We start from the raw sequence: 20,351 nt of genomic DNA on the forward strand, positions 1-20,351 counted from the left end.
GCCCCGCTCAGCTGTCGGAGAGGTAGCGGACGCGGAACCCCAGCCGGCGTGACAGGGCGATCATCTCGCCGAGGATGTCGCCATAGCAAACCGCGATGTGGTTCGACTGGTAATGCGCCATCAGCCCGTCGCGGCCGATGCCAAGATCGGCCATCATGATCGGCCATTCGGGCGTGGTCGCATCCCACGTCGCGCGCAGCGTGTCGGGCGGCAGGCTCACCACCTCGCCTTGGCCCACATCCATCACCGGCTCGCCATCATCGAGCCATGCCCGCGCCCAGGTGACCGCGCCGGGCAGGCTCTCGCCCGCAAAGCTGCCGCCGGGGGTGGGGAAGTATTGCGCAGGCTGGCGGAAGCTGTGCACGCCCTGAAGCGTGGCGGGATCGTGGTTGAAGGCATAGGCGCCCGCTGACCCCGAATTCAGCAGCACCCACAAGAAGCGCCCCTCGTGCTCGATCCCCCAGCGCACATCGTGGAAAGCGACGCTCTGGTGCAGGCCCTTGGCCTTCAGCAGCCGCTTCATCATCTCCATCGGCAGGACATTGCCCTGATCGGCTTCCGTTGCATCGACGATGGTGTCGCCATTGCCTTCGGGGCGGCAGGTCGAGTTGAACAGCCCCTCGGCAAAGTCTGAAGGCGGGCGCTGGTGGATGAGGCCGAGCTGGTACTGCCAGCCGATCGCATCCGCGCCGAATTCGTGCACCATGTCGAGCACCGCGAGGTAATCACGCAACTGCTCGCGCGTGGCGTGTTCGGTGAAGTCGGGGGCATTGGCCGCGCCGTAGTGGAAGGTGACGCCGCGATCCTTGACGAAGGCAAGCGCGTCCTCGATCCGCCGGTCGCTGACGCGGCGACCGTAATCGATGATCCACGCCTGATCGACCTTGTGCTCGGAAAAGCCGAGGCGGTGCAGCGTGCGCACGCCGAAATAGCCATTGGTCATGCCCATCGAGGTATCGCCGAGCATCAGCACCAGCGGCCGCTTGGCCTGCATCGCGGCATGAACCTCCGCGGCCAGCGTGTCGGCGGCGTCGCTCACGGGCGGCGGGGTGCGGACGCAGGCATCGGGATGGTGGATCACCCCGGTCTCGCACCACGCCTCAAGCCGGGCCATGGTCTCGTCATCGGCGTCGATGGGCTCGGCGGTCCACAACCGGCTGTGCGCGCGCCCTTCGGCGGACAGGCACGCTCCGGTGTTGAGCAGGCCGACCAATCCCGGCCAGGTGCCCGAGAAATTGGACAACATCAGCAGCGGGTTGGTCTTGCCGACCACCCCGTCGACCGTGTGCGGGCCGTAGACCCAGTGGGTATAGAGCCCGATCAGCGGCTCGTCGATCGGGCCGAGCGCCGCGATGGCCTCGTGCGGGCGCGACAGGAAGCCCTCGACGCGCGCGTGCCGGTGCCCGAGCCGGTCGAGCGCGCGTTCGAGCTGCGCCGTTGCCGCCTCCAGCAACGGCAAGGCCAGCTGGTTGGGCAGATCACGGTAATCGCCCGGCCAGAAGATGCGGATCGTGTCGCTCATGCTTGTGCTCCTTGCGAGGATGACGTCGCCGCCTGCCGGAGCGCGCGCAGATCGCGCATCACACCGGAAAGCGGTCCTGCACCGCGCCCGAAGGCATCGTGCAGGGACAGGTAATGGCGGTAGAGCCGCGCATAGGTTGCCGCCCGCGCCGGATCGGGCACGGCGGTCGCTTCGGGCGGCGGAACCATGGCGGCCTGGGCTGCGGCGATATCGGGATGGAGACCGGCCGCGACGCTGGCGGTGATCGCCGCCCCGCGCGCGCTCGCCTGTCCGGCGCCCGAGACCGCGATGGGAACGCCCAGCACGTCGGCCAGGATCGCCCGGGCGAGATCATTGCGGGTGATGACCCCGCCCGAGACGGTGATCTCCTTCACCGGCACTCCGGCCGCCTCGAACTGGTCGAGGATCCGCCGCGCCCCGAAGGCGCTCGCTTCAAGCATGGCGCGGAACACGTGCTCCGGCCTTGTCGCCAGCGTCTGTCCGATCACCAGACCGGAAAGCGCCGGGTCCATCAGCACCGAGCGGTTGCCGTTGTTCCAGTCGAGCGCGACGAGGCCGCTCTCGCCCGGCTCAAGGCGCGCGGCCAGAGCCGACAAGTCGGCAATCGCCGCCCCGGTCGGCTCGCCGGGTCGCAGCAGACGCGCGGCCCAGGCGAACAGGTCACCGACCGCGGCCTGTCCTGCTTCCACGCCGACAAGGCCCGGCACCACCGAACCGTCGACCGCGCCTGCCAGACCGCTGGTCGGAACCGCGCGCGCGGCGCCGCCGACCACGGCGATGTCGCAGCTGCTCGTGCCCATGATCCGCACCAGCCGGCCCGACGCCACCCCGGCGCCCAACGCTCCGGCATGGGCATCGAGCAGGCCGGCGGCGACAGGGATGCCGGGTTCGAGCCCGAGCCGACCCGCCCATTCGGCACTCAGCGCCCCGGCGGGCCGCGTGTGGCTGGATGGCTCGCCCAGTGGCCCTGCGGCGCGAAGCAGGTCGGGATGCAGGCTCGAGAGGATGGCGCCATCGGGCCAGCCGCCCTGCGCGGGATCCCAATGCCCCTTGTGCCCCGCCGCACACACCCCGCGCACCAGCCCCGCCACATCGCCAAGGCCGCACAGCACGGCGGGCACGAAGTCCTGCAACTCGACAAAGGCCTCCGTGAGCGCCCCGACCTCGGGATCGGCACAAAGCAGCTTCAGCAGCTTGGCCCAGAACCATTCGGACGACGTCGCCCCGCCCGTTGCCGCCAGCCGGGCGGGATCGTCACGGGTCAGCGCGGCGGCGAATTCCTCGGCTTCGGCTGCGGCAGAGTGGTCCTTCCACATCCACGCCTGCGCCGCCGGGCGATTGTCCATGCCGGGAAGGGAAGCGACCGGCTGCATCCGCGCCGTGACCGGAACGGGCGTCGATCCGGTGGCACACACGCCAATGCCCGCGACCCGGACCGCTCCCGCCGCTGTCATCGCCATGCCGACGGCATCGGCGACTGCCGCAAAGTAGTCGGACGGGTTCTGCCGCGCGACATCCGGGTCGCCGGGATCGGTCAGTACGCCGTCGATCCCGGATGCATAGGCGGCCTCGCCTTCCCCGAGGATCCGGCCATCGCCCGACGCGACAATCATCGCGCGCGCGGCCGAAGAGCCGAGATCGATCCCGAGAACCGCCTGTTGCTGCGCCTTGTTGTCCACCATTGGCCCTCCCGCAGCGCAGCTAGCAGAATGGAAGCGCAAAAGTCGAATCGGAATTATTGCGTTCCGTTCAGAAATTTGTCAGAGGGCGAACAGAGGATGGAGGAACCCATGAAAGCCACCGAGGAAAACTTCGCCCAGTTCTGGCTGCGCTACCTGCGCGCCCACGCCAATCCCGTGTGCCGGGGCTTCCACTACGCCGCGTCCAGCTGGGCTATCGCCTGCCTTGCGGCTCTGGCAATCACGGGCAACCCCTTCGCCCTGCTGGCAGGGTTTGTCGGCGCCTATGGCCTGGCTTGGATCGGGCACTTTTTCGTCGAGGGCAACACGCCGCTCGCCTTCACCCGCCCGCTCTATTCATTGGCTGCAGACTACCGGATGTTCTTCTGCGCTCTGACAGGTAGGCTGGGCCCGCAGCTTGAGCGCGCGGGCGTTGTCGCCAGCCAGCGCTAATCAAAGGCCGAAGGCATCGCGATAGGCACGAAGCCGGACTTGGTGCCAGCCGATGCACCAGCCGGAGCTCCACGGCTTTCGCAGAGGTCACAAAGCTCTTTGTCGAAGGACCAGGCCAAGACGAAGCGAGCTTGGCCTATCGCTTCAGCAGAGATGGATAAATGCCCGAAGGCGGACAGGAAATCTGCCGGCGGACGGCGCCATATTCGAGGGATCGCTCACCATGATTGAACGTTTTGCCGCTGCGCTCACCGTGCTAGCCATCACCGCGCCGCTCGCGGCTGAAAATGCTCCCGCACCCGCTACAGCGGCAGCGGCTTCGGGTGAGTGGCGCACCTTCACCACTGAGGCCTATCGCGGCAAGCGCGATTCTGTCAGCTTCGTCGATGACAGCCACGGCTGGTACGGCACGGGGGCGGGCGATCTCTTCGCCACGACAGACGGCGGCACGACGTGGGAGAAGGTCGCCAGCCGCCCCGGCACCTTCGTGCGCGCCGTCGGCTTCGTCGACCGTCAGAACGGCTTCATCGGCAATATCGGCACCGACTACTACCCCGGCGTCACCGACACGACGCCGCTCTATCGCAGCCGTGACGGCGGGCGGACGTGGGAGGCGGTCGATACCGGCGCGGAGACCATCAAGGGCGTCTGCGCCATCGACATCCTGCGCGTCAGCCGCATCTATCAGGGCACACTCGTCCCGCGCAGCGTGATCCACGCCGCCGGGCGCGTCGGCGGGCCAACGGGCATCCTGCGTTCTGTAGATGGGGGTGACACTTGGAGCGTCATCGACATGGCCCCGCACGCCGGCATGATCCTCGACGTCAAGTTCTTCGACGAGAACACTGGTCTCGTGTTTGCAGCCACCCACCCCGATCCCGCACAGGCCGAGGGTCTCGTCCTGCGCACCGAGGATGGCGGCAAGACGTGGCGCGAAGTCTACCGCTCGGGCCGCAAGCTCGAGCTGATCTGGAAAGCGAGTTTTCCCGAGAGCAGCGACACCGGCTATGCCACGGTGCAAAGCTACGATCCTGAACGAGCGACGCAGCTCGTCATCCGCTCCGACGACAAGGGCAAAACTTGGCGCGAGATCGAAATGGCGCAGGACAAGACCGCGCGCCAGTTCGGGATCGGCTTCGTCAGCAAGGATGTCGGATTCGTCGGCACCGCAGCAGGCGGCTTTGCTACGAAGGACGGCGGCAAGACGTGGGAGCGCGCGCCCATCGCGAGGGCGGCGAACAAGTTCCAAGCAGTGCCAACGGACAAGGGCGTGCGCCTCTACGCTATCGGCACCGAGGTACAGGCAATTGATCTGGCCGCGCCGCCAACCGACTGAGTATCGCCTGTCAGTGCATCCGAGAGCACAGAGCCGTAGTGCGAGTCAGGCTTTCGCCTGATCGAGCTGGCGTTCCTCCCATCTGTCGATGCCCCGAAGGATGCCGGTCACAAGTCGCTGCCCGAGATAGGCAAGCGGCTCTCCCGGTATCGGCACCGCTTTGCGATTGACGATCCAGAAGTCGGTGAGTTCGGTCGAGCGATCAGCGAGAAGATCGGCAATCAGTCTGCCGTTGAGCTGGGTGAGCGACACGCCATGTCCTTGGCAGCCGGTGGCATAGATTATCCGCTCGTCGCCAATGAAACCAATCTCCGGCGTCATGTCCAAGTTGACTGATACCGGTCCGCCCCACCTGTAATGCACGGGCTTGTCCTTCAAGGCCGGAAACAGCCAGCCCAGATGAGCGTGAAGTTTCTTCCAGATTTCCTCGCTTGAATCCCGGGCCATATTGGTCCCGTAGCTGGTGACGACATCGCCGCCGCCGACTGTGATTCGCCCGCAGCTGGTAACGCGCAGGTAATGGACGAGTTGCCGATTATCCTCGATCGACTGGAGGCCACGCCAGCCAATCATCGCCCACTCTTCCTCGGTCAATGGTTCTGTGACGATCTGGTAGGTCCATGCGGGTCGCTGACGGCTTCTGATCTTGGGCAGTCCGTTAAGGCAGTGGCTCCAGGCGTTTGTAGCGACGACCATGCGCGCGGCACGAACATTCCCACTGCTGCAATGCGCTGTGATCCCGCCCGTGCGCTGAGAAATGCTGAGAACTGGCGTGTTTTCGTAGATCTGTGCACCGCGAGCCTGCGCCAGCCGCTTAAGCTCGCGCACGTGCTTGCAAGGATCAAGAATGCCTGTCTCGGGTTCGACAATCGCGCCCTGTATGCGCGGACTGTGAATGTGCTGCCTCAGTTCGTCCGCCTCGAGAAAGCTGAAACTCGACGGTCCGGACAGATCCGAAAGAAGCGCCATGGTCTTGCGCAAACGGCGCAGCTGCCGATCTGAGTAAGCAACCCGCCACATGCCGGAATGCACATAGTCCGACTGAAGGCCTTCGGTTTCGACCAGATCGCGCACATACCGAACAGCCGATTGCATAAACGCCTGCGCCTGCCTGGTTCGCTCCATCCCCCAGCGCAGGACGGTAATCTCTGGCTCGACCCCGAAGAGTGTCATGCTGAAGCCGCCATTGCGGCCGGAAGCACCAGACCCCACCACACCCGCTTCGAGCACGCACACGCTTGCGCCCGGGCTATCGCGAAGGACTTCGCGCGCGACCGTCAGACCCGTGAAGCCACCTCCGATAATGACGACATCGACATCGAGATCTCGCGCCAGAGGTGCATTTGCCTGATAGGCGCCAAATTTGGATTGCCAGAATGATTGGACATTATCGTTCACCGCAAACTGCTCCTTACCGCTCCGCGCACATCAGCGCGACTTATTTATCCGAACGCGTTCGGCAATTGTCAAGCGAAGGTTGGGCGTGGTAGCGGTCAGCATGGATGCGACGCCCCCAGACAGGCCCACCACGAGGCGTACACGCGGACGCCCGACGCTCAGTGACCAAGTTGTCGCCCAGACGAGAGCGCGGATCGTCGATGCCGCAAAGGCGCTTTTCAGGGATGCCGGCTTCGGTGCCGTATCAATGCGCCGAATCGCGGCGGATGCTGGCGTTGGAACGGCAACGATCTACGAATACTTCCCTTCGAAGATCGATATCCTGAGGCACATCTGGGCCGACATATTTGAGCTTTTGCTCAGCCGGGTTCAGGCGGCTGGCGAGAAGGAGAGAGGCCATGCAGCCGTTTGCGCCATGGCGAGCGCATACACGGGCTACTGGTTGGAAAACCCCGACCATTTTCGGATGGTGTTTCTCAATGAGGATCGATCAGAAAGGGGAGAGGCCCTGTTTGTCGAGAGCTTCAACATAACTCATCGGCTGCAACCCTTACTGACCGCGCTTGAGGAGGGGCAGGCAAATGGCGAAATCGTCGAAGGCGATCCGGTTCTATTCCTGCAAGTCCTTATCGGCGGCCTGAACGGAATTGCTCTCAATGGTATCACAATCAGCGAACTGGCTTGGACTGAGCCGCAAGAATTAGTAAAACTGTTGACCTCTCTCTTCCGACGTTAATCATCATGCAGGCACGGCGATTAGTAATTGTGACTTTGGTTGCGCTGGCATCCTGTCATCAGCGAAAGAAATGGCGATCTTCAGAGTTGTTCAATCGCGATCTGGCAATTGCGAGATACCGTGAGCGCGGTCCCTATAGGGGACCGGTTTAGGGAGCGCCGGCGTCAAAAGTAAAATTTTTCAATGTTATCAATATTGATTGGCGGAGGGTGAGATTCGAAAAATCGTCCTATCTGATTGTTTTATAGAAACAGATTTGCCCACCTTTGCCAGATATGCCCCTTAATTTGCCCCCAAATCAATTGGCTTGATGCGGACAGATATGGACAAAAACTGCAGGGGGACCATCGATGATCGTGACCTTCCAGCGATCGTCATTGCATACCAGAAGAAGCGGCGGCCGCAGCGCCTGGCGATCTTACCAATTGCCTCGGCAAAACTATTCGCACCTTCAAGTTTCATATCGGTCAAAGAAGTATATAGAATCGTATTTCGGGTAGCAGGAGTGTTCCTGAAAGGGGTTCCATTGAGTTGCATTCCAACACATTTTCTGAGCGGCCCATTCGAATCCTTCCAGCCCCTCGCCTAGACCCACTTCATTCCGGACTGACGACATCTACGTGCGGTTTCGGGTCTCGCCGCGCGGCACGCGGGTGCCCTAAAAGGCGGTGCCGGAAGCGCGCTCAGGCGACGACCGGCTCAAACACAGCGGCGGCCGGATTGGCGACGAAATGGCGTGAGAGGCTTTCGCTCTTTTCAGCCACCTGTTCGACACTTGCGATCAGGGTTTCGAGCTCGGCATCGCTCATCAGCGGCGAGAAATTGACCCGCACGAAGCCGGGCTTGTCGAGCTCTGCGCCAAACCGGATCGCCTGATGGATAGCTTGCGATTGCAAATCGTCGATGCCGAGCAGGCGATGCACGTAAGGCCCGGCGCAGGCACAGCCGCCGCGCGCCTGGATGCCGAAGCAGTCGCTGAGGATACGGGTGACGAGCTGGTGATGGACCAGTCGGCCCTCGCCATCACGTATACGGAAGGAGACGATCGGCAGGTGTGCTTCCATCGCGCGGCCCAACACCTCGATCCGCGGGTTCGAGCGCCAGCGAGAGAGCGCCGCGCGGCTCCTTGTTGCTGCGCGGGCATCCAGACCCGCCTCGGTCATAGCAGCGCGCACGATACACGCCAAAGCGGTGCGGATGTCGCCGATGACGTTGGGCGTACCGGCTTCTTCGCGCGCAGCCAGATCAGGGAGATAATCATGCCCGCCCGGCGATACGAAGCTGACCGTGCCGCCGCCCGGCGAGGAGGGCTTGTCGATCATGGACGCGTCGCGGCGCACAACCAGCACGCCTGACGATGCCGGGCCGCCGACGAACTTGTGCGGCGAGAACACCAGCGCATCAATATGCACGTCGGCAGCCGGGCGCATCTGCATCGTGATGTAGGGCGCGGCTCCGGCATAGTCCCAGATCACCTTGCCGCCCGCGGCCTGAACGATGCGCGAGACGTCCGCAATATCGGTCAGCGCGCCAGTGACGTTCGATCCGGCGGAGAAGGACGCGACGATCCGGCGGCCTGCCGCGCGCTGGAGATGCGCGGCAAGCGCCGCACGGTCGGGCCCGCCCGCCGCGTCCTCGGGCAGTTCGATCACCTCGGCCCCGCTTTCGCGCCAGGGGAGCAAGTTCGAATGATGCTCGTACGGGCCAAGCAAGACAAGCGCACGCTGCCCTGCGCCATCGCGCTGATCGGCCCCGAACAGGCGCACCAGCTTCTGAAGACCCGCGGTCGCACCCGAACCGACGAAGATGACCGCATCACCCGCCCCCGCCCCGCATAGCCGGGCGACTTCCGCGCGCGCCGCCCGGCGCAGGGCATTGATCGACCGTCCGCAGTAAGACGCCTGCGTGTGCGGATTGGAATAGACTGGCAGCACGTGTTCGAGCACGAAATCCTCGACCTCGCGCAGCGCCCGGCCCGATGCGGCATAATCGGCATAGAGCATCGGCTGCGGCCCCAGCGGGCCTTCGACCACCCTGCCCTTGCCAATGATCGACTGCGCCAGCGCGCCTTGCGCGAGCTTGGCGCGGACATCGGCGCGGAAGGCGTCGAACAGGCCTTGAGCCTCGGTCGAGTCGGAGCAGGGATGCGCACTGATCATGTGCAGTGTTTCGCCCAGTCAGCGCGGGATTTCATTACCGATCTTGAGAATATTTGGCTATATTATCGTTCATATGACCACTGAAACACTCGAAATCGACACGATTGATCGAAAGATTCTCATGGCGCTTCAGGCCGACGCCTCATTGAGCCAGCGGTCGCTCGCCGAAGCGGTCGGGCTGTCGCAGAACGCCTGCTGGCGCAGGCTTCAGCGGCTGGAAATCGCAGGCGTGCTGCGTGGGCAAAGGGCCGTGGTCGATCTGGCGCGGCTCGGTCTTGATCTGGTGGTGATCGTGATGATCAAGACATCCCACCATTCGAAAGATTGGGCCATCGCCTTCAAGGATCATGTCGAACGCATCCCGGGCGTGGTCGATCTCTACCGCATCGGCGGCGAATGGGATTATCTCATCAAGGTCGTGACCCAGGGGATCAGCGGTTATGACCGGTTCTACCAGCAATTGGTTGACGGGTTCGATCTGTCGGTGGTCACCGGCCATTTCGTGATGGAGGAGATGATCGCCTCGCGGCCGGTCACGCTCGTCTGAACCGGTCAAGGCGCGGGCGGTGTGAACAGCGCGGGATCGAGCGGCGCGCCTACCCGGGTCTCGCGCCAGAACACGCTGTTGGCGATCACTCCGTCATAGGCCAGCGTAACCCGCCGCGCCTGGACCCAGCCGTTGGCGAGCCGGACGAAATCACCATAGAACCGCTCGTGAAAGCCGCGCGGCGTGGTGAAGCCCATATAGGTGACAAAGCCGCTTTCCCTGTCGAAGCCGAATAGCGTCTGCGCGCCCTTGGGATCGAGGATTCGCACGATCGCAGTCGGTCGCCCACCAATATCGTGCGGCGGGGCATTGTGCAGAGCGAAGCCATCTTCCAGCGCCGAGCGGATGATGCCGAAGCCGAAATTGCTCGCCCAATAGGCGTCCGCCTCGGCGCGGGGCATGATGCCGCGCTCGGTCCAGGTGGTCTCGCCGTCATAGCCGACCTCGAAGATCACCTTGTCGCCAGCCTTTGCGATGATCCGCACCTTGCCCGAAGCTTCATGCGCGGCGGTGCGCCCCTCTTCGAAGGTGCGCCACATCCGGTAATCATCGGCCTGCGCGCGCACCGCGCCGGTGGCAGGATCGTAGAAGGTCGCGGTGCCCGCCAGTTCGAGCGTGCCGGGATCGAGCCACAGCGCCCCGCCATGCGCCGCGACCGCACGTTCGATCACCGCCCGCGGATCGGGCGCAGCCGGTTCGGCATGGCCCGCCCCGGCCCACAGCCCGGTCAGAGCGATGATCGCTGCCGCCATGATCCCGCGCATATCCCGTCTCCCGCCTGCAATTTGTCCGGACATCTTTTCAACCACGCCGCCATGCTCTAGGCAAGCACCATGCACCATTACCGCCCGCTCGCCGCTGTTTTCCTTCTCGCTGCGCCCATAGCCGCTGCCGCGCAGGACACCCTGCCCGCAGGTATCTGGACGAACACCGAGGACGCCTATTTCGCCGAGGAGGAAGGGCGCGAGAAGCCTGCAACGGTGATGATCGAAGTCGGCGCGGATGGCCGCTGGCGCGCTATCGACGCCTTCGGCGCAGCGCAGGGAGAATGGCAGGCGGGCGCGATCCCCGGCCTCTCCGCGCGCGCGGACGGGTCGGGCTGGCAGATCGGCGCGAGCGAGATCCGCCGCGCCCGCCCGTTCTCCTGCTGGGTCTCGGTGCGCAAGTTCGCCGCCAAGCCCGACGGAACGCCTGACTGGACATTTGCGGGCAACCTGACGAGCTTCGATCAGGGCGGAAGGATCACCATTCCCGGCAACGGCGAGGCACCCGACCTGACCATTCGGCTGCGCAATGTCACCTGGGCCAAGGGCAGCCGCAACAAGCCCTCGCTGGTGCTCTATGTCCACAAGGACGATCCCGAACGCGCCGAAAGCTACAGCTGGGCCTCGCCCGATGCCACGCTGGTGGGGATCAACCTGCGCTGGATGCAGGGCAGCTGCACCCGTACCGGCGATTAGGCGGATCAGGCCGGAGCCTTCCAAGCCGCGCCGCCGACCCAGTCCCCGGCGACCGCGCGGAATTCCTCGCAGGTGATCGCGGCCCAGACGCCGCCGGAAAAATAGGGATCGGCTTCGAGCCGTGCGCGGGCCTCACCCGCATCCTCCGCCTTGATGACCAGCAGCGAGCCGACGGTGCGCTCCCCGTCGCTCAATGGCCCGGCGACGGCATAGTAATCGATATGCGCCTCGACATGGGCGAGGTGCGCCGCCAGCAGCTCGGCCCGCAAGGCCGCGCCGTTCTCGCTATCGCGGCAGCGGAAGGCGAACAGCCTCACGCGCCGACCTCGACACATTCGACCAGCTCGCCCGCCGCACCGATCGCGGTGGCGGCGCGGCGGCCTTCGTAGAGGGCACCCTCGCGGGCGGCGGGCGGCGCGATCCACTTCGCCGTGCAGGCGTCGAGATCGCGCACCGCCAGCGTCACCAGCGCATTGCCCGGCGGCAGCATCCCCGCATGGCGCGCGCGGGGGGTGGCAGCGGGGGGGTAATCGTCGACCTCGACAATCGGCATCCGGCCAGCCCTCACCATCGAAATGGTCGTGAGCGTTTCGGCCGGCAATTCGAAGGCCTTGTTGATCATCGAATAGGGCAGCGTGTAATCCGCCCCGCGCTCCAGCCCGAGCGCATTGCGATACCACGCCAGCGCCGCCTCGCGATCGGGGGCGGCGAGGACGGTGATGAAGATCCGGTCAACTGGCGCGGCGGCGCGCGGCAGATCGAGGTCACCCATGTCGGACAGCACCTGGTTGAGATAGATCATCTCGCGTCCCGGCCCGAGCGCCTGCATCGGAATGAAGGAGGGCGCGACGTTTTCGAGTTTCTTCGGCGGGCCGACAATCTCCCACAACTCGTGCGGCAAGGCTTCGGGCCAGCGCCACACATCCTCGACCGTGGTTTCGAACGCGGCCCAACCATAGGTGGTGGTGGGGCGGAAATCGGGGTGCGTGGGTTGTTCGACCAGCCGGAACCAGCACGCCGCGCCGCTGGCCGGGCGCAGCACCGCATGAGACGCGCCCGCGCTCGCCGGACACCCCCAGCTGGCCGCGAGCCCGGCATCGAGCACGCCCTGTTCGACCAGTTCCAGCCGCAGCACATCGCGATAGGCGGCAATCGACTGCGCCAGATCGGGGACAGCCGATAGCCCGCCCATGATCGTGCCATGAGGGAGGGTCATCAGCCGAACTCCGGTTTACGTTTTTCCACAAAGGCCGCCGTCCCTTCGGCAAAGTCCGCGCCTGTGAAGGCGGCGGCGAAGGTCGCCAGCGTTGCGGCATCATCGGCCACCTGTCCGTCGAGCGCGCGGCGCACGAAGCCCTTGATCGCCCGCGCGCTGCTGCCCGAAGCGGCGGTGATCTGTGCGGTCAACGCCTCGGGACTGTCGGCGATGATTTCGACCAGCCCGATCCGCTGCGCCTCCTCGGCACCCAGCAATTCGCCGGTGTAGAGCATCCGCTTGGCCTGCCCCGGCCCGACCAGATCGACCAGCAGCTTCACGTCGTGCAGCGGATAGACGAGGCCGAGCTTGGCAGGCGTGATCCCGAAGCGCGCCGCCGGGGTCGCGACGCGGATATCGCAGGCCATGGCAATGCCGCAGCCCCCGCCCACGCAGTCGCCCTCGACAAAGGCGATGGTCGGAATATCGGCGCGGGCGAGTTCATATTGCGCGCGGTTGATCGCCGCCTGATTGGCCGCGCGCCATGCGGCGTCATCCTTGTTGGCGAGCAGTTCGCGGATATCCGCGCCCGCGCAAAAGGCGGTGCCCGGTTCGGCCGCGCGCACTTCCAGCACCTTGGCCGCCGGATCGGCGACCGCCTCGGCGACGAGCACGGGCAGCGCCTCCCACATCTGCATGTCGAAGGCATTGCGCTTGTCCGCGCGGTCGATCAGCAGGCGCGCCACTGCGCCCTCGCGGGTGAGGCGAAGGCTCATGCCGGGTGCGTCGCCATGAAGTGATCGGCGATCGCCTTGCGCGTCGTCACCCACACGCCCTCATGCGCGCGGACGTGGCGGAAGAATTCCTCCAGCGCCCAGATCCGCCCCGGCCGGCCGATGATGCGCAGGTGCAGGCCTAAGCTCATCATCTTGGGATTGCCCTCTTCGCCCTCGCGATAGAGCTGATCGAAATTCGCCTTGGCATAGTCGAGCCACTGGTGCGGGGTCAGCGCCGGGTCGGTCCACATCTTCATGTCGTTGCTGTCGAGCTGATAGGGCACGATGCACATTGGCTTGCCTTCTGGGGGCTTGCCGGGCCCGGTGTCGCGATCCCAGAAGGGCACGTCGCCGCTGTAATCGTCCATGTGATAAGTGAAGCCCTCCTCCGACAAGAGCCGCCGGGTGTTGTCGGTGAGCAGATAACGTGACAGCCAGCCATAGGGGCGCACACCGCAGGTCGCCTCAATGCTGGTGACAGCCTTGCGGATGAAGTCGCGCTCTTGCTCTTCGTCCATCTTGAACTGGTGCACCCAGCGATAGCCGTGGCTGACAGGTTCATGGCCGAGTTCGCGGATCGCCGCAGCAATCTCCGGGTGGTTCTCGAGGCTCATCGCCGCGACCGTCCAGCTGGCCATGATGTCGTATTGCTTCAGCAGCTTCACAATCCGCGGCGCACCCGCCTTGATCCCATAGAGGTAATTGGATTCATTGGAATAATTGCGCATCTTCGATTTGATGAAGACGCCCAGCTCGTCGACCGGCTCCATCCCGCGATCGCCGCGGGCAATGGTCATTTCGCTGCCTTCCTCGACATTGACGACAACCGACAGCGCCAGCTTCGCAGCCCCCGGCCAGTCGATGCGTTCTTCGGTGAGCGCCATCAGTGCATCTCCTCCCCGCCCGAGACATTGAGCGCCTCGCCGGTGACATAGAAGGCCGCATCGCTCGCCAGCCACAGGCAGGCGGCGGCGGTGTCGGACGGCAGGCCGGGGCGGCCCATCGGGTTCTTGGCGGCCATGTTGGCGAGATAGTCCTCGACCGTCGCGAAGCCGAGCAACTTGCTGAAGTATTCGTTCTGCTGGGCGCCGAGGCCGGTGGTGACATGGTTGGGGCACACGGCGTTCACCGTAATGCCGTGCTTGCCGAGCTCGACTGCGCTCGCGCGGGTCAACCCGACCATGCCGTGCTTGGAGGAGACATAGGCAGGCAGGTGCGGGAAGCCGGTCTTGGCGGCCTGCGAGGCGATGTTGATGATCCGCCCGCCCTGCCCCCGCTCGACCATCGCCCGCGCCGCGGCCTGGGTGCAGTAGAACGCGCCCGACAGGTTGACGGCGATCACCTGATCCCATTCGTCGGCGGTATCGACTTCGAGCAGCGGCTTCATCTTGAAACCGATCCCGGCATTGTTGACGAGGATGTCGACCGCCCCGAAGCGTTCGACCGTCTGTTCGATCAGGGCGCGGCACTGGTCCGCCTTCGACACGTCGCAGGCGATCAGCGCGACCGCAGCTCCGCGGGCGCGCAGGTCTTCGGCGACACTCTCTGCCTCCTCGTCGATCACAAGGTCGGAGACAACGCAGTTCGCCCCTTCGTCGGCAAAGGCTTGAAGGATGCCCTGCCCCAGCCCCTTTTGCTTACCCGATCCGGTGACAAGCACGGTCTTGCCCGCAAACGCCCCCGCCACCTTACAGATCCTCGGTCAGGATGAATTGCGGCGCGTCGGCAAAGCCCTGGAACGGCGCTGCTGCGGCCTGGAAATCCTCAGTCGAGATATCGGCGATGAAGGCGTCCATGCCGGTGATGTCGATCACCTCGATATATTGGTAGGCGGGCGTCGCACTGTCGTCGCCGAACACGCCGGTTGCTTTGTGAACGGTGAAGCTGGTGACCGAGCCGAGACCGTTGACCGTCGGAATGTCGCGGGTCTTGGCCCACTCCTCGTATTCGGAAACATCGACGCCGGGCTTCAGATTGAACAGGCAGATGATGCGCATGGCTTCAGGCTCCTTGGCTGGGCGGGCGATAGGCCCGCAAATGTTCATCGAGTTGGCGCGCGAGCGCGAACAGCGCCCCCTCTGCGCCCGCCGGGCCGACCAGTTGCACCCCGATCGGCAGACCGTCCGCTGTCCATCCCGCGGGAAAGCTGATGGAGGGCAGGCCGGCAATATTGGCAAGGCAGGTGAAATCGGCCTGCGCGGGCGGCTCGGGATCGCTGTGCGAGAACGGCGGATTGGGCACTGTCGGCAGGATCAGGAAGCCGTGCTCTTCGACCAGTGCCTGCACCTCGGCGCGGGTGCGGGCGAGGATTTCGCGGTCCTCCGCCCAGTCGGCAAGGTTGCGGCGCGGGCCATAGGTGAGCAGCTTGGCCAACTTGTCGGAAGTGGCGACGCCGCGCAGATGCGCTGCCATCTCGCGCGAGACGCCGATGAACCCGGCGAAGCGGATGCGCGATTGCGGGTGGCTGAGCGCAACTTGCACGGGCGGCATCGGCAGTGCAGCGAGCGCCGCCGCAAAGGCCTGCGCGACCTCGGGATGCACGTCCACCCCATGCTCGACCAGCGTCGCGCCCGCGCCTTCAAGCGGATCGTCTCCGAAGCCCGAAATCACGCGCGCGACCCGCTCCAGTGTTGCAAGATCGCGCGCCAGCGGCCCGATCGCATCAAGCGTCAGGTCAGCCGGCTCCAACCCCTCCTGACTGACGCTCGCGGTGGCGGGTTTGAAGCCGTAGACCCCGCAATGGCTCGCAGGGATGCGCACCGATCCCATCGTGTCGGTGCCGAGCGCCGCCTCACACAGCCCTGCCGCCACCGCCGCTCCGCTGCCGCCCGAAGAGCCGCCCGGTGAGAAGCCCAGGCGGTGCGGGTTGTGAACCGGGCCGAAATGCGGATTGTCGCTCTTCGCGCCGAGCGCCCCTTCCTCCATGCCCAGCACGCCGATGATCGCCGCTCCTGCTTGCCGCAATAGCGCCACGGTATCGGCATCACGCTCGGCCAGCCGGGTCTCGAAAGCGGCAAGCCCGGCGTGCCACGGCATCCCGGCGACAGCGATATTGGCCTTCACCCCGATGGTCATTCCCGCGAGCGGCCCCTCGCCGAAGCTGGCCGCGCGGTCAAAATCGGTGAAGGCGTTGAGCGGGGCGTTGGCCGCTTCGAGGGCGTCAAAGTCGATCATGCGGCCGCTCACACCCCGCGCCTGTCGATCAGCCGCAAGGGCTTCTGGCGGGTGTCGATCTCGGTCGCAGCGGCGGTCTCGCCCGGGGCCACCAGCGCCACCTCGACCTCGACCCCCAGACCGCGGCGGAGCAATTCAGCGAGTTCCCCCGCGTCGCTCCCGCCTCGGCTTTCGAGCGTCACGGTCATGTGATCCTTCTGGCTCGCATCGCGGCGCAGATGGCAGACATATTCGCCGGTCAGGTCGGGCCGGTTCTCGATGATCGCCCCGATCGCATGGGGGAAGACATTGATCCCGCGCAGCTTGACCATGTTGTCGCTGCGGCCCTTGAACCCGGCGATGCGCTTGAACACGATCTCGCCCCGGCCATCGAGCTCATGGGTGATGTCATGCGTGTTGAAGCGGATGCAGGGCGCAATGTCGTCCTTGTAGAGACAGGTGACGACCATGTCCCCAGTCTCGCCCCGGGCCACCGGCGCGCCGCTCTCGATGTCGAGCAGTTCGAGATATTGCGCGTCCTCCCAGACATACATCCCGTCGCGCTCCGGCCCCTCGCCCGCGATGGAGCCGGTATCGCCGACGCCATACCAGTCATAGGCCTTCGCCCCGTGCCACGCGGCTTCGGTGCTGGCGCGATCCTCGGTGCCGAGATGGCCGATGATCATGCGGATATTGATGCGATCGAACAGCCCTTCGGCCTCGGCGGTTTCGGCGAGCTTGCGGATGTAGTCGACAAAGCCGACGATCGCGGTGACGCCGAAATCCGCCATCAGCCGCACCTGATTGACCGAGCGGGTTTCGATCCCCGTGCCCGCCGAGAGGAACACCGAATTGGTGAAGTGCGTCACCGCCTCGCGGATATAGTGACCGCCATTGATCATGCCGTGCCCATAGACCGAATGGACGACATCGGTCGGCTGCAGCCCCATCCAGCGATACATCCGTCCCACCAGCAGATTGCCGACCTCGCGCCCCTTGGGCCCGAAGATCAGCGTCTGCGGCTTGCCGGTGGTGCCGCTGGTGGTGTGGAAGATGCTGGGTGCGCGGCTTTCGGCTGGGTCCATCCCGTGAAAGTCGCCGAAGGGCGGATGGTCGGCGATCGAGGCCATCAGGTCACTCTTGTCGTAGACCGGCAGTTTGGTGATGTCCGCGAGGCCCCGAATGTCGCCCGGCTCGATCCCCTTTGCGCCCCACAGACGCTGGTAGAACGGCACCTGCCAGCCGCGCACCATCAGCTTGCGGAATTGCGCGTCCTGAATGGCGAACAATTCGTCGCGGCTCATGCCCGAATAGCGCGCGGTGAAGGCCTCGCCGATAGGATAGTCGGCGAGCAGCTGCTGGTGATCGAATGCTTCGAAATAAGTCGGGTAGGTCATCAGGAATTCGCCATGAACGAGAGAGGATCATCGAAGATGCGCGGGTCGGCAGCGGGGCCAGCCAGCCGGCGGCACAGGGCGTATTTGGCGGCGGACTGGGCCGCGCTCATCGGCGAGGCCGGGCTGCCGAGATTGACGGGGATCGTGCGTTCGATCACGCCGCCATCGCGCCGCGTGACGACGAGCCGCTGCGGGGCCATCGCATTGCCATCGGGATTGTCGTCGAGCCGCACCACAACCGCGCCCGCCAGCCCAACCAGCTCGGGCGTGTGGAGCGCAGCGGCGTCGAACAGATCGGGGTCGATCACCCCGTCGCGCAGCATCAGCGGCGCGAGGATCGCGAGGCACAGCCGCGCATAGGCAGGGCTCATGTCTGCGCGATAAGGCCGCCCGACGAGGCGCTCGATCAGCGGCGGCGCGTAAAGTTCGATGCGCGCCACCTCGCCGAGCCGCAGACCTTCGCGATGCAGCGCCTCAAGCTCGCCGAGCGCGCCGTGGCTCGCCCTGCCCGAGGGGAACGGCTTGATCGCGACCTCGCTGATCCGCCAGACCTTGCCGAGATCGGCGGTGTAGCGCGACAGGTCGAGCGGCTCGATCAGGCGGGAATAGCCGAACGGGCCTTCGAGCACGTCATGCGGGCCGGTCATCCCGCCCTCGACCAGCGCGACCGCGGTGATCGCCGCGCGCGCGGCGTTAGCGATCTGGAGCGGGAGCGCGATCGAGGCCTCGACATGGGCTTGCATCGTCCCGCTGGCGAAGGAATAGGCAAGGCCCATCACGTCGGCATAGCGATCAGTCGGAATGTCGGTCAGCCGCGCTGCCGCCAGCGCCGCGCCGATCACGCCTGCGGTTGCCGGGCGGAAGAAGGCCATCGGCCCGGTGGCCGCAAGGCCCAGCCCGCTGGCGATATCGACCCCGACCGCCACCGCCGCAAGCACGTTCTCCTCGCCGATCCCGCCCCTGTCATGTGCCTGCGCCATCACCGCTGCGGTCACCGCCGAGAGCGCGTGAACCACTGCGCCTTCATGGACGGCATCCCATTCGAGGCAATGGATCGCAAAGCCATTGAAGAAGGCGGCCGAGGCGGCAGGTGCCTCCCCGCCGCACAGCAGACGCGCATGGGGATCGGTGCCGAGCGCTCGGACGGCGTATTTCAGCTTCTGCGCCTCGGGCGACTGCGCTCCGGCCGCGCCGCTTGCCAGCGTGTCGGCGATCAGCCGCACGGTATCGGCGCGCACGCTGGCGGGCAGCCGGTGGTCGGCAGCGGCGAAATCGAGGATGGCGCGGGTCGCTTTCACCGGATCCAGTCCTCCAGCAGCGCGTCGATCGCCGCGCCGTCATCGCCCTCCAGCGCAAGCCGCACCGCGCGCTCCGCCTCGCCCGCCGCCAGACCGCCCCAGCGCGCGAGGCTGTGCATCTTGGCGACGATGTGCGCCTCGCTGACCGGCCTTTCGGGATCGCCCAGCGTGTCGACCAGTTCCAGCCCGTTGACCCGCGCGCCGAAATGGGCGGGGTAGCGGGCGGTGAAGGTGGAGTCTTCGGTAACGCTCACCTGTGCGCGCAAGGGGGCAAGCGTGGCGATGGCTTCAGGCGTAAAGTCTTGCGGTTCGGCCTTGCGCCCGTCGGCCACCACCGCAACCGCGTGCTGGAGCGAGAACTTCGCCTCGAGTTCGGTTTGCGGGTCGGGCCGGTCGCAGAAGGTCAGCGCGTCGGCATAGGTTTCGACCGTGAAGGGGGCATCGAGCCGGCCTTGCGCGCGCAGTTCCATCGCCGCGTCGATCGCGGGATGGGCGTGGCGGCAGGCGGCAAAGGGCTTGAAGCTGACAGCATGGATCAGCCAGTCCTCGTCCCCGCCCCCCAGTGTGCCGGGCACCTGCGTCATCGCCGCGAACAGGCCTTGCGGCCCTTCGAGCAATTCGAGCGGCCCGGTCGCGCCGTAGTGGACGTGCAGCGCCGCATCGCGCCCGGTGCGCACCGCGTGGTGGATGTGCCACTGCTTGGTCAACACGCCGGGCGCATGGCGCATATGCCACAACCCGCCCGCGACCGATCCGGCATTGGCGAGCGCATGGGCGTACTCGACCTGCGCAAAACCGATCAGCGAGCCGAACGCCGCCGCTGCACCAAAACCGCCCATGGTCGCGGTCGGGTGCCAGCGGGCGTAGTGGTGGGCATCCATCGCTACCCCTATCGCGATCATCGCCTCGTAACCGCGCACCGCCGCATCGAGCCGCGCCTCCATGGGGGCGCTCGCCATGCTGAGCGCTGCGGGCCACACCACCGGGCCGGGATGAAGCAATGCCGCGCGGTGGACATCGTCCATCTCCAGCACGTTGCCGAGGTAGGTCGCTCGCTCCCAGCCATTGAAGGAAATCGTCGCCCCAAGCGCCGCCGCCTCGGTGCCGCGCGCGCCCGCCACGCAGGCCAGCCAGTCGAGCAGGTGCAACCGCGCACGCTGACGCTCGCCTTTTGTCACAGGGCGCGCTAACCTTGCGCCAAGCATGGTCAGGAGCGGGCTGGTCATCACACGCTCGCCGCCT

At 65.6% G+C, this 20,351-nt stretch carries 20 protein-coding genes; 5 read left to right on the forward strand and 15 right to left on the reverse strand.

The genetic code is table 11. The features are described from left to right. Positions 1-7: 7 nt before the first annotated feature. Together PS060_RS00535 and PS060_RS00540 are read right to left on the reverse strand one after the other, a co-directional pair. Complete coding sequence (locus PS060_RS00535) at positions 8-1,522, reverse strand: hypothetical protein (protein WP_273984793.1); 1,515 nt, start codon at positions 1,520-1,522, stop codon at positions 8-10. After that, on the reverse strand, positions 1,519-3,204 hold the full coding sequence (locus PS060_RS00540) for a ribulokinase (protein WP_273984794.1): 1,686 nt from the start codon (positions 3,202-3,204) through the stop codon (positions 1,519-1,521). Before PS060_RS00540 ends, PS060_RS00535 begins: the two co-directional genes overlap by 4 nt. A gap of 108 nt (positions 3,205-3,312) precedes the next feature. Here PS060_RS00540 and PS060_RS00545 point away from each other — a divergent pair, with 108 nt between their 5' ends. Both PS060_RS00545 and PS060_RS00550 read left to right on the forward strand, forming a co-directional pair. Beyond that, the gene (locus tag PS060_RS00545) at positions 3,313-3,654 is read left to right on the forward strand and encodes a DUF962 domain-containing protein (protein ID WP_273984795.1); all 342 of its coding nucleotides are present in this window, start codon (positions 3,313-3,315) and stop codon (positions 3,652-3,654) included. A gap of 223 nt (positions 3,655-3,877) precedes the next feature. Then, positions 3,878-4,990 carry a WD40/YVTN/BNR-like repeat-containing protein gene (locus PS060_RS00550; RefSeq protein ID WP_273984796.1) on the forward strand — a complete coding sequence of 371 codons (1,113 nt, stop codon included), beginning with the start codon at positions 3,878-3,880 and terminating at the stop codon, positions 4,988-4,990. Positions 4,991-5,035: 45 nt separating this feature from the next. On the opposite strand, the gene PS060_RS00555 is transcribed toward PS060_RS00550, so the two are convergent. After that, the gene (locus PS060_RS00555; protein WP_273984797.1) at positions 5,036-6,388 is read right to left on the reverse strand and encodes an NAD(P)/FAD-dependent oxidoreductase; all 1,353 of its coding nucleotides are present in this window, start codon (positions 6,386-6,388) and stop codon (positions 5,036-5,038) included. A gap of 100 nt (positions 6,389-6,488) precedes the next feature. Between PS060_RS00555 and PS060_RS00560 the strand changes: the two genes are divergently transcribed. Beyond that, a complete protein-coding gene (locus PS060_RS00560) occupies positions 6,489-7,124 on the forward strand; it encodes a TetR/AcrR family transcriptional regulator (protein ID WP_273984798.1) in 636 nt (211 codons plus the stop codon). A gap of 683 nt (positions 7,125-7,807) precedes the next feature. Here PS060_RS00560 and PS060_RS00565 read toward each other — a convergent pair. Continuing rightward, positions 7,808-9,283, reverse strand: coding sequence for an aminotransferase class V-fold PLP-dependent enzyme (locus PS060_RS00565; protein WP_273984799.1), 1,476 nt, complete (start codon positions 9,281-9,283; stop codon positions 7,808-7,810). Positions 9,284-9,356: 73 nt separating this feature from the next. Between PS060_RS00565 and PS060_RS00570 the strand changes: the two genes are divergently transcribed. Beyond that, positions 9,357-9,830, forward strand: coding sequence for an Lrp/AsnC family transcriptional regulator (locus PS060_RS00570; RefSeq protein ID WP_273984800.1), 474 nt, complete (start codon positions 9,357-9,359; stop codon positions 9,828-9,830). A 5-nt stretch (positions 9,831-9,835) separates the two neighbouring features. On the opposite strand, the gene PS060_RS00575 is transcribed toward PS060_RS00570, so the two are convergent. Continuing rightward, on the reverse strand, positions 9,836-10,594 hold the full coding sequence (locus PS060_RS00575; protein WP_273984801.1) for a hypothetical protein: 759 nt from the start codon (positions 10,592-10,594) through the stop codon (positions 9,836-9,838). Positions 10,595-10,663: 69 nt separating this feature from the next. Here PS060_RS00575 and PS060_RS00580 point away from each other — a divergent pair, with 69 nt between their 5' ends. Then, the gene (locus tag PS060_RS00580; RefSeq protein WP_273984802.1) at positions 10,664-11,290 is read left to right on the forward strand and encodes a hypothetical protein; all 627 of its coding nucleotides are present in this window, start codon (positions 10,664-10,666) and stop codon (positions 11,288-11,290) included. Positions 11,291-11,295: 5 nt separating this feature from the next. On the opposite strand, the gene PS060_RS00585 is transcribed toward PS060_RS00580, so the two are convergent. Genes PS060_RS00585 through PS060_RS00630 form a run of 10 tightly spaced genes read right to left on the reverse strand, consistent with a single transcriptional unit; the run spans position 11,296 to position 20,335 of the window. Beyond that, positions 11,296-11,607 carry a YciI family protein gene (locus tag PS060_RS00585; RefSeq protein ID WP_273984803.1) on the reverse strand — a complete coding sequence of 104 codons (312 nt, stop codon included), beginning with the start codon at positions 11,605-11,607 and terminating at the stop codon, positions 11,296-11,298. Beyond that, a complete protein-coding gene (locus PS060_RS00590; protein ID WP_273984804.1) occupies positions 11,604-12,506 on the reverse strand; it encodes a hypothetical protein in 903 nt (300 codons plus the stop codon). Before PS060_RS00590 ends, PS060_RS00585 begins: the two co-directional genes overlap by 4 nt. Next, positions 12,506-13,261 (reverse strand): enoyl-CoA hydratase/isomerase family protein, encoded by a 756-nt coding sequence (locus PS060_RS00595; RefSeq protein ID WP_273984805.1) that lies wholly within the window; start codon positions 13,259-13,261, stop codon positions 12,506-12,508. The genes PS060_RS00590 and PS060_RS00595 overlap by 1 nt, the downstream gene beginning before the upstream one ends. After that, a complete protein-coding gene (locus PS060_RS00600; RefSeq protein WP_273984806.1) occupies positions 13,258-14,145 on the reverse strand; it encodes a polysaccharide deacetylase family protein in 888 nt (295 codons plus the stop codon). Before PS060_RS00600 ends, PS060_RS00595 begins: the two co-directional genes overlap by 4 nt. Beyond that, complete coding sequence (locus PS060_RS00605; protein ID WP_273984807.1) at positions 14,145-14,948, reverse strand: SDR family NAD(P)-dependent oxidoreductase; 804 nt, start codon at positions 14,946-14,948, stop codon at positions 14,145-14,147. Before PS060_RS00605 ends, PS060_RS00600 begins: the two co-directional genes overlap by 1 nt. 1 nt (position 14,949) lies before the next feature. After that, positions 14,950-15,258 carry an REDY-like protein HapK gene (locus PS060_RS00610; RefSeq protein WP_273984808.1) on the reverse strand — a complete coding sequence of 103 codons (309 nt, stop codon included), beginning with the start codon at positions 15,256-15,258 and terminating at the stop codon, positions 14,950-14,952. A gap of 4 nt (positions 15,259-15,262) precedes the next feature. Beyond that, positions 15,263-16,435: an amidase gene (locus PS060_RS00615; protein ID WP_273984809.1), complete on the reverse strand. Its 1,173-nt coding sequence runs from the start codon at positions 16,433-16,435 to the stop codon at positions 15,263-15,265. Positions 16,436-16,443: 8 nt separating this feature from the next. Then, positions 16,444-17,811, reverse strand: coding sequence for a phenylacetate--CoA ligase family protein (locus tag PS060_RS00620; RefSeq protein ID WP_273984810.1), 1,368 nt, complete (start codon positions 17,809-17,811; stop codon positions 16,444-16,446). Beyond that, a complete protein-coding gene (locus tag PS060_RS00625; protein WP_273984811.1) occupies positions 17,811-19,109 on the reverse strand; it encodes an MmgE/PrpD family protein in 1,299 nt (432 codons plus the stop codon). The genes PS060_RS00620 and PS060_RS00625 overlap by 1 nt, the downstream gene beginning before the upstream one ends. Further along, positions 19,106-20,335: an MmgE/PrpD family protein gene (locus tag PS060_RS00630; RefSeq protein WP_273984812.1), complete on the reverse strand. Its 1,230-nt coding sequence runs from the start codon at positions 20,333-20,335 to the stop codon at positions 19,106-19,108. Before PS060_RS00630 ends, PS060_RS00625 begins: the two co-directional genes overlap by 4 nt. Positions 20,336-20,351 lie beyond the last annotated feature (16 nt).

The organism is Erythrobacter sp. BLCC-B19, assembly GCF_028621955.1.
Lineage (GTDB): Bacteria > Pseudomonadota > Alphaproteobacteria > Sphingomonadales > Sphingomonadaceae > Erythrobacter.

Excerpts from the sequence above, each read along its gene's own strand:
- PS060_RS00535 (WP_273984793.1), bottom strand. The coding sequence starts at position 1,522 with ATGAGCGACACGATCCGCATCTTCTGGCCGGGCGATTACCGTGATCTG.
- PS060_RS00540 (WP_273984794.1), bottom strand. The coding sequence starts at position 3,204 with ATGGTGGACAACAAGGCGCAGCAACAGGCGGTTCTCGGGATCGATCTC.
- PS060_RS00545 (WP_273984795.1), top strand. The coding sequence starts at position 3,313 with ATGAAAGCCACCGAGGAAAACTTCGCCCAGTTCTGGCTGCGCTACCTG.
- PS060_RS00550 (WP_273984796.1), top strand. The coding sequence starts at position 3,878 with ATGATTGAACGTTTTGCCGCTGCGCTCACCGTGCTAGCCATCACCGCG.
- PS060_RS00560 (WP_273984798.1), top strand. The coding sequence starts at position 6,489 with ATGGATGCGACGCCCCCAGACAGGCCCACCACGAGGCGTACACGCGGA.
- PS060_RS00565 (WP_273984799.1), bottom strand. The coding sequence starts at position 9,283 with ATGATCAGTGCGCATCCCTGCTCCGACTCGACCGAGGCTCAAGGCCTG.
- PS060_RS00570 (WP_273984800.1), top strand. The coding sequence starts at position 9,357 with ATGACCACTGAAACACTCGAAATCGACACGATTGATCGAAAGATTCTC.
- PS060_RS00575 (WP_273984801.1), bottom strand. The coding sequence starts at position 10,594 with ATGCGCGGGATCATGGCGGCAGCGATCATCGCTCTGACCGGGCTGTGG.
- PS060_RS00580 (WP_273984802.1), top strand. The coding sequence starts at position 10,664 with ATGCACCATTACCGCCCGCTCGCCGCTGTTTTCCTTCTCGCTGCGCCC.
- PS060_RS00590 (WP_273984804.1), bottom strand. The coding sequence starts at position 12,506 with ATGACCCTCCCTCATGGCACGATCATGGGCGGGCTATCGGCTGTCCCC.
- PS060_RS00595 (WP_273984805.1), bottom strand. The coding sequence starts at position 13,261 with ATGAGCCTTCGCCTCACCCGCGAGGGCGCAGTGGCGCGCCTGCTGATC.
- PS060_RS00600 (WP_273984806.1), bottom strand. The coding sequence starts at position 14,145 with ATGGCGCTCACCGAAGAACGCATCGACTGGCCGGGGGCTGCGAAGCTG.
- PS060_RS00610 (WP_273984808.1), bottom strand. The coding sequence starts at position 15,258 with ATGCGCATCATCTGCCTGTTCAATCTGAAGCCCGGCGTCGATGTTTCC.
- PS060_RS00615 (WP_273984809.1), bottom strand. The coding sequence starts at position 16,435 with ATGATCGACTTTGACGCCCTCGAAGCGGCCAACGCCCCGCTCAACGCC.
- PS060_RS00620 (WP_273984810.1), bottom strand. The coding sequence starts at position 17,811 with ATGACCTACCCGACTTATTTCGAAGCATTCGATCACCAGCAGCTGCTC.
- PS060_RS00630 (WP_273984812.1), bottom strand. The coding sequence starts at position 20,335 with ATGACCAGCCCGCTCCTGACCATGCTTGGCGCAAGGTTAGCGCGCCCT.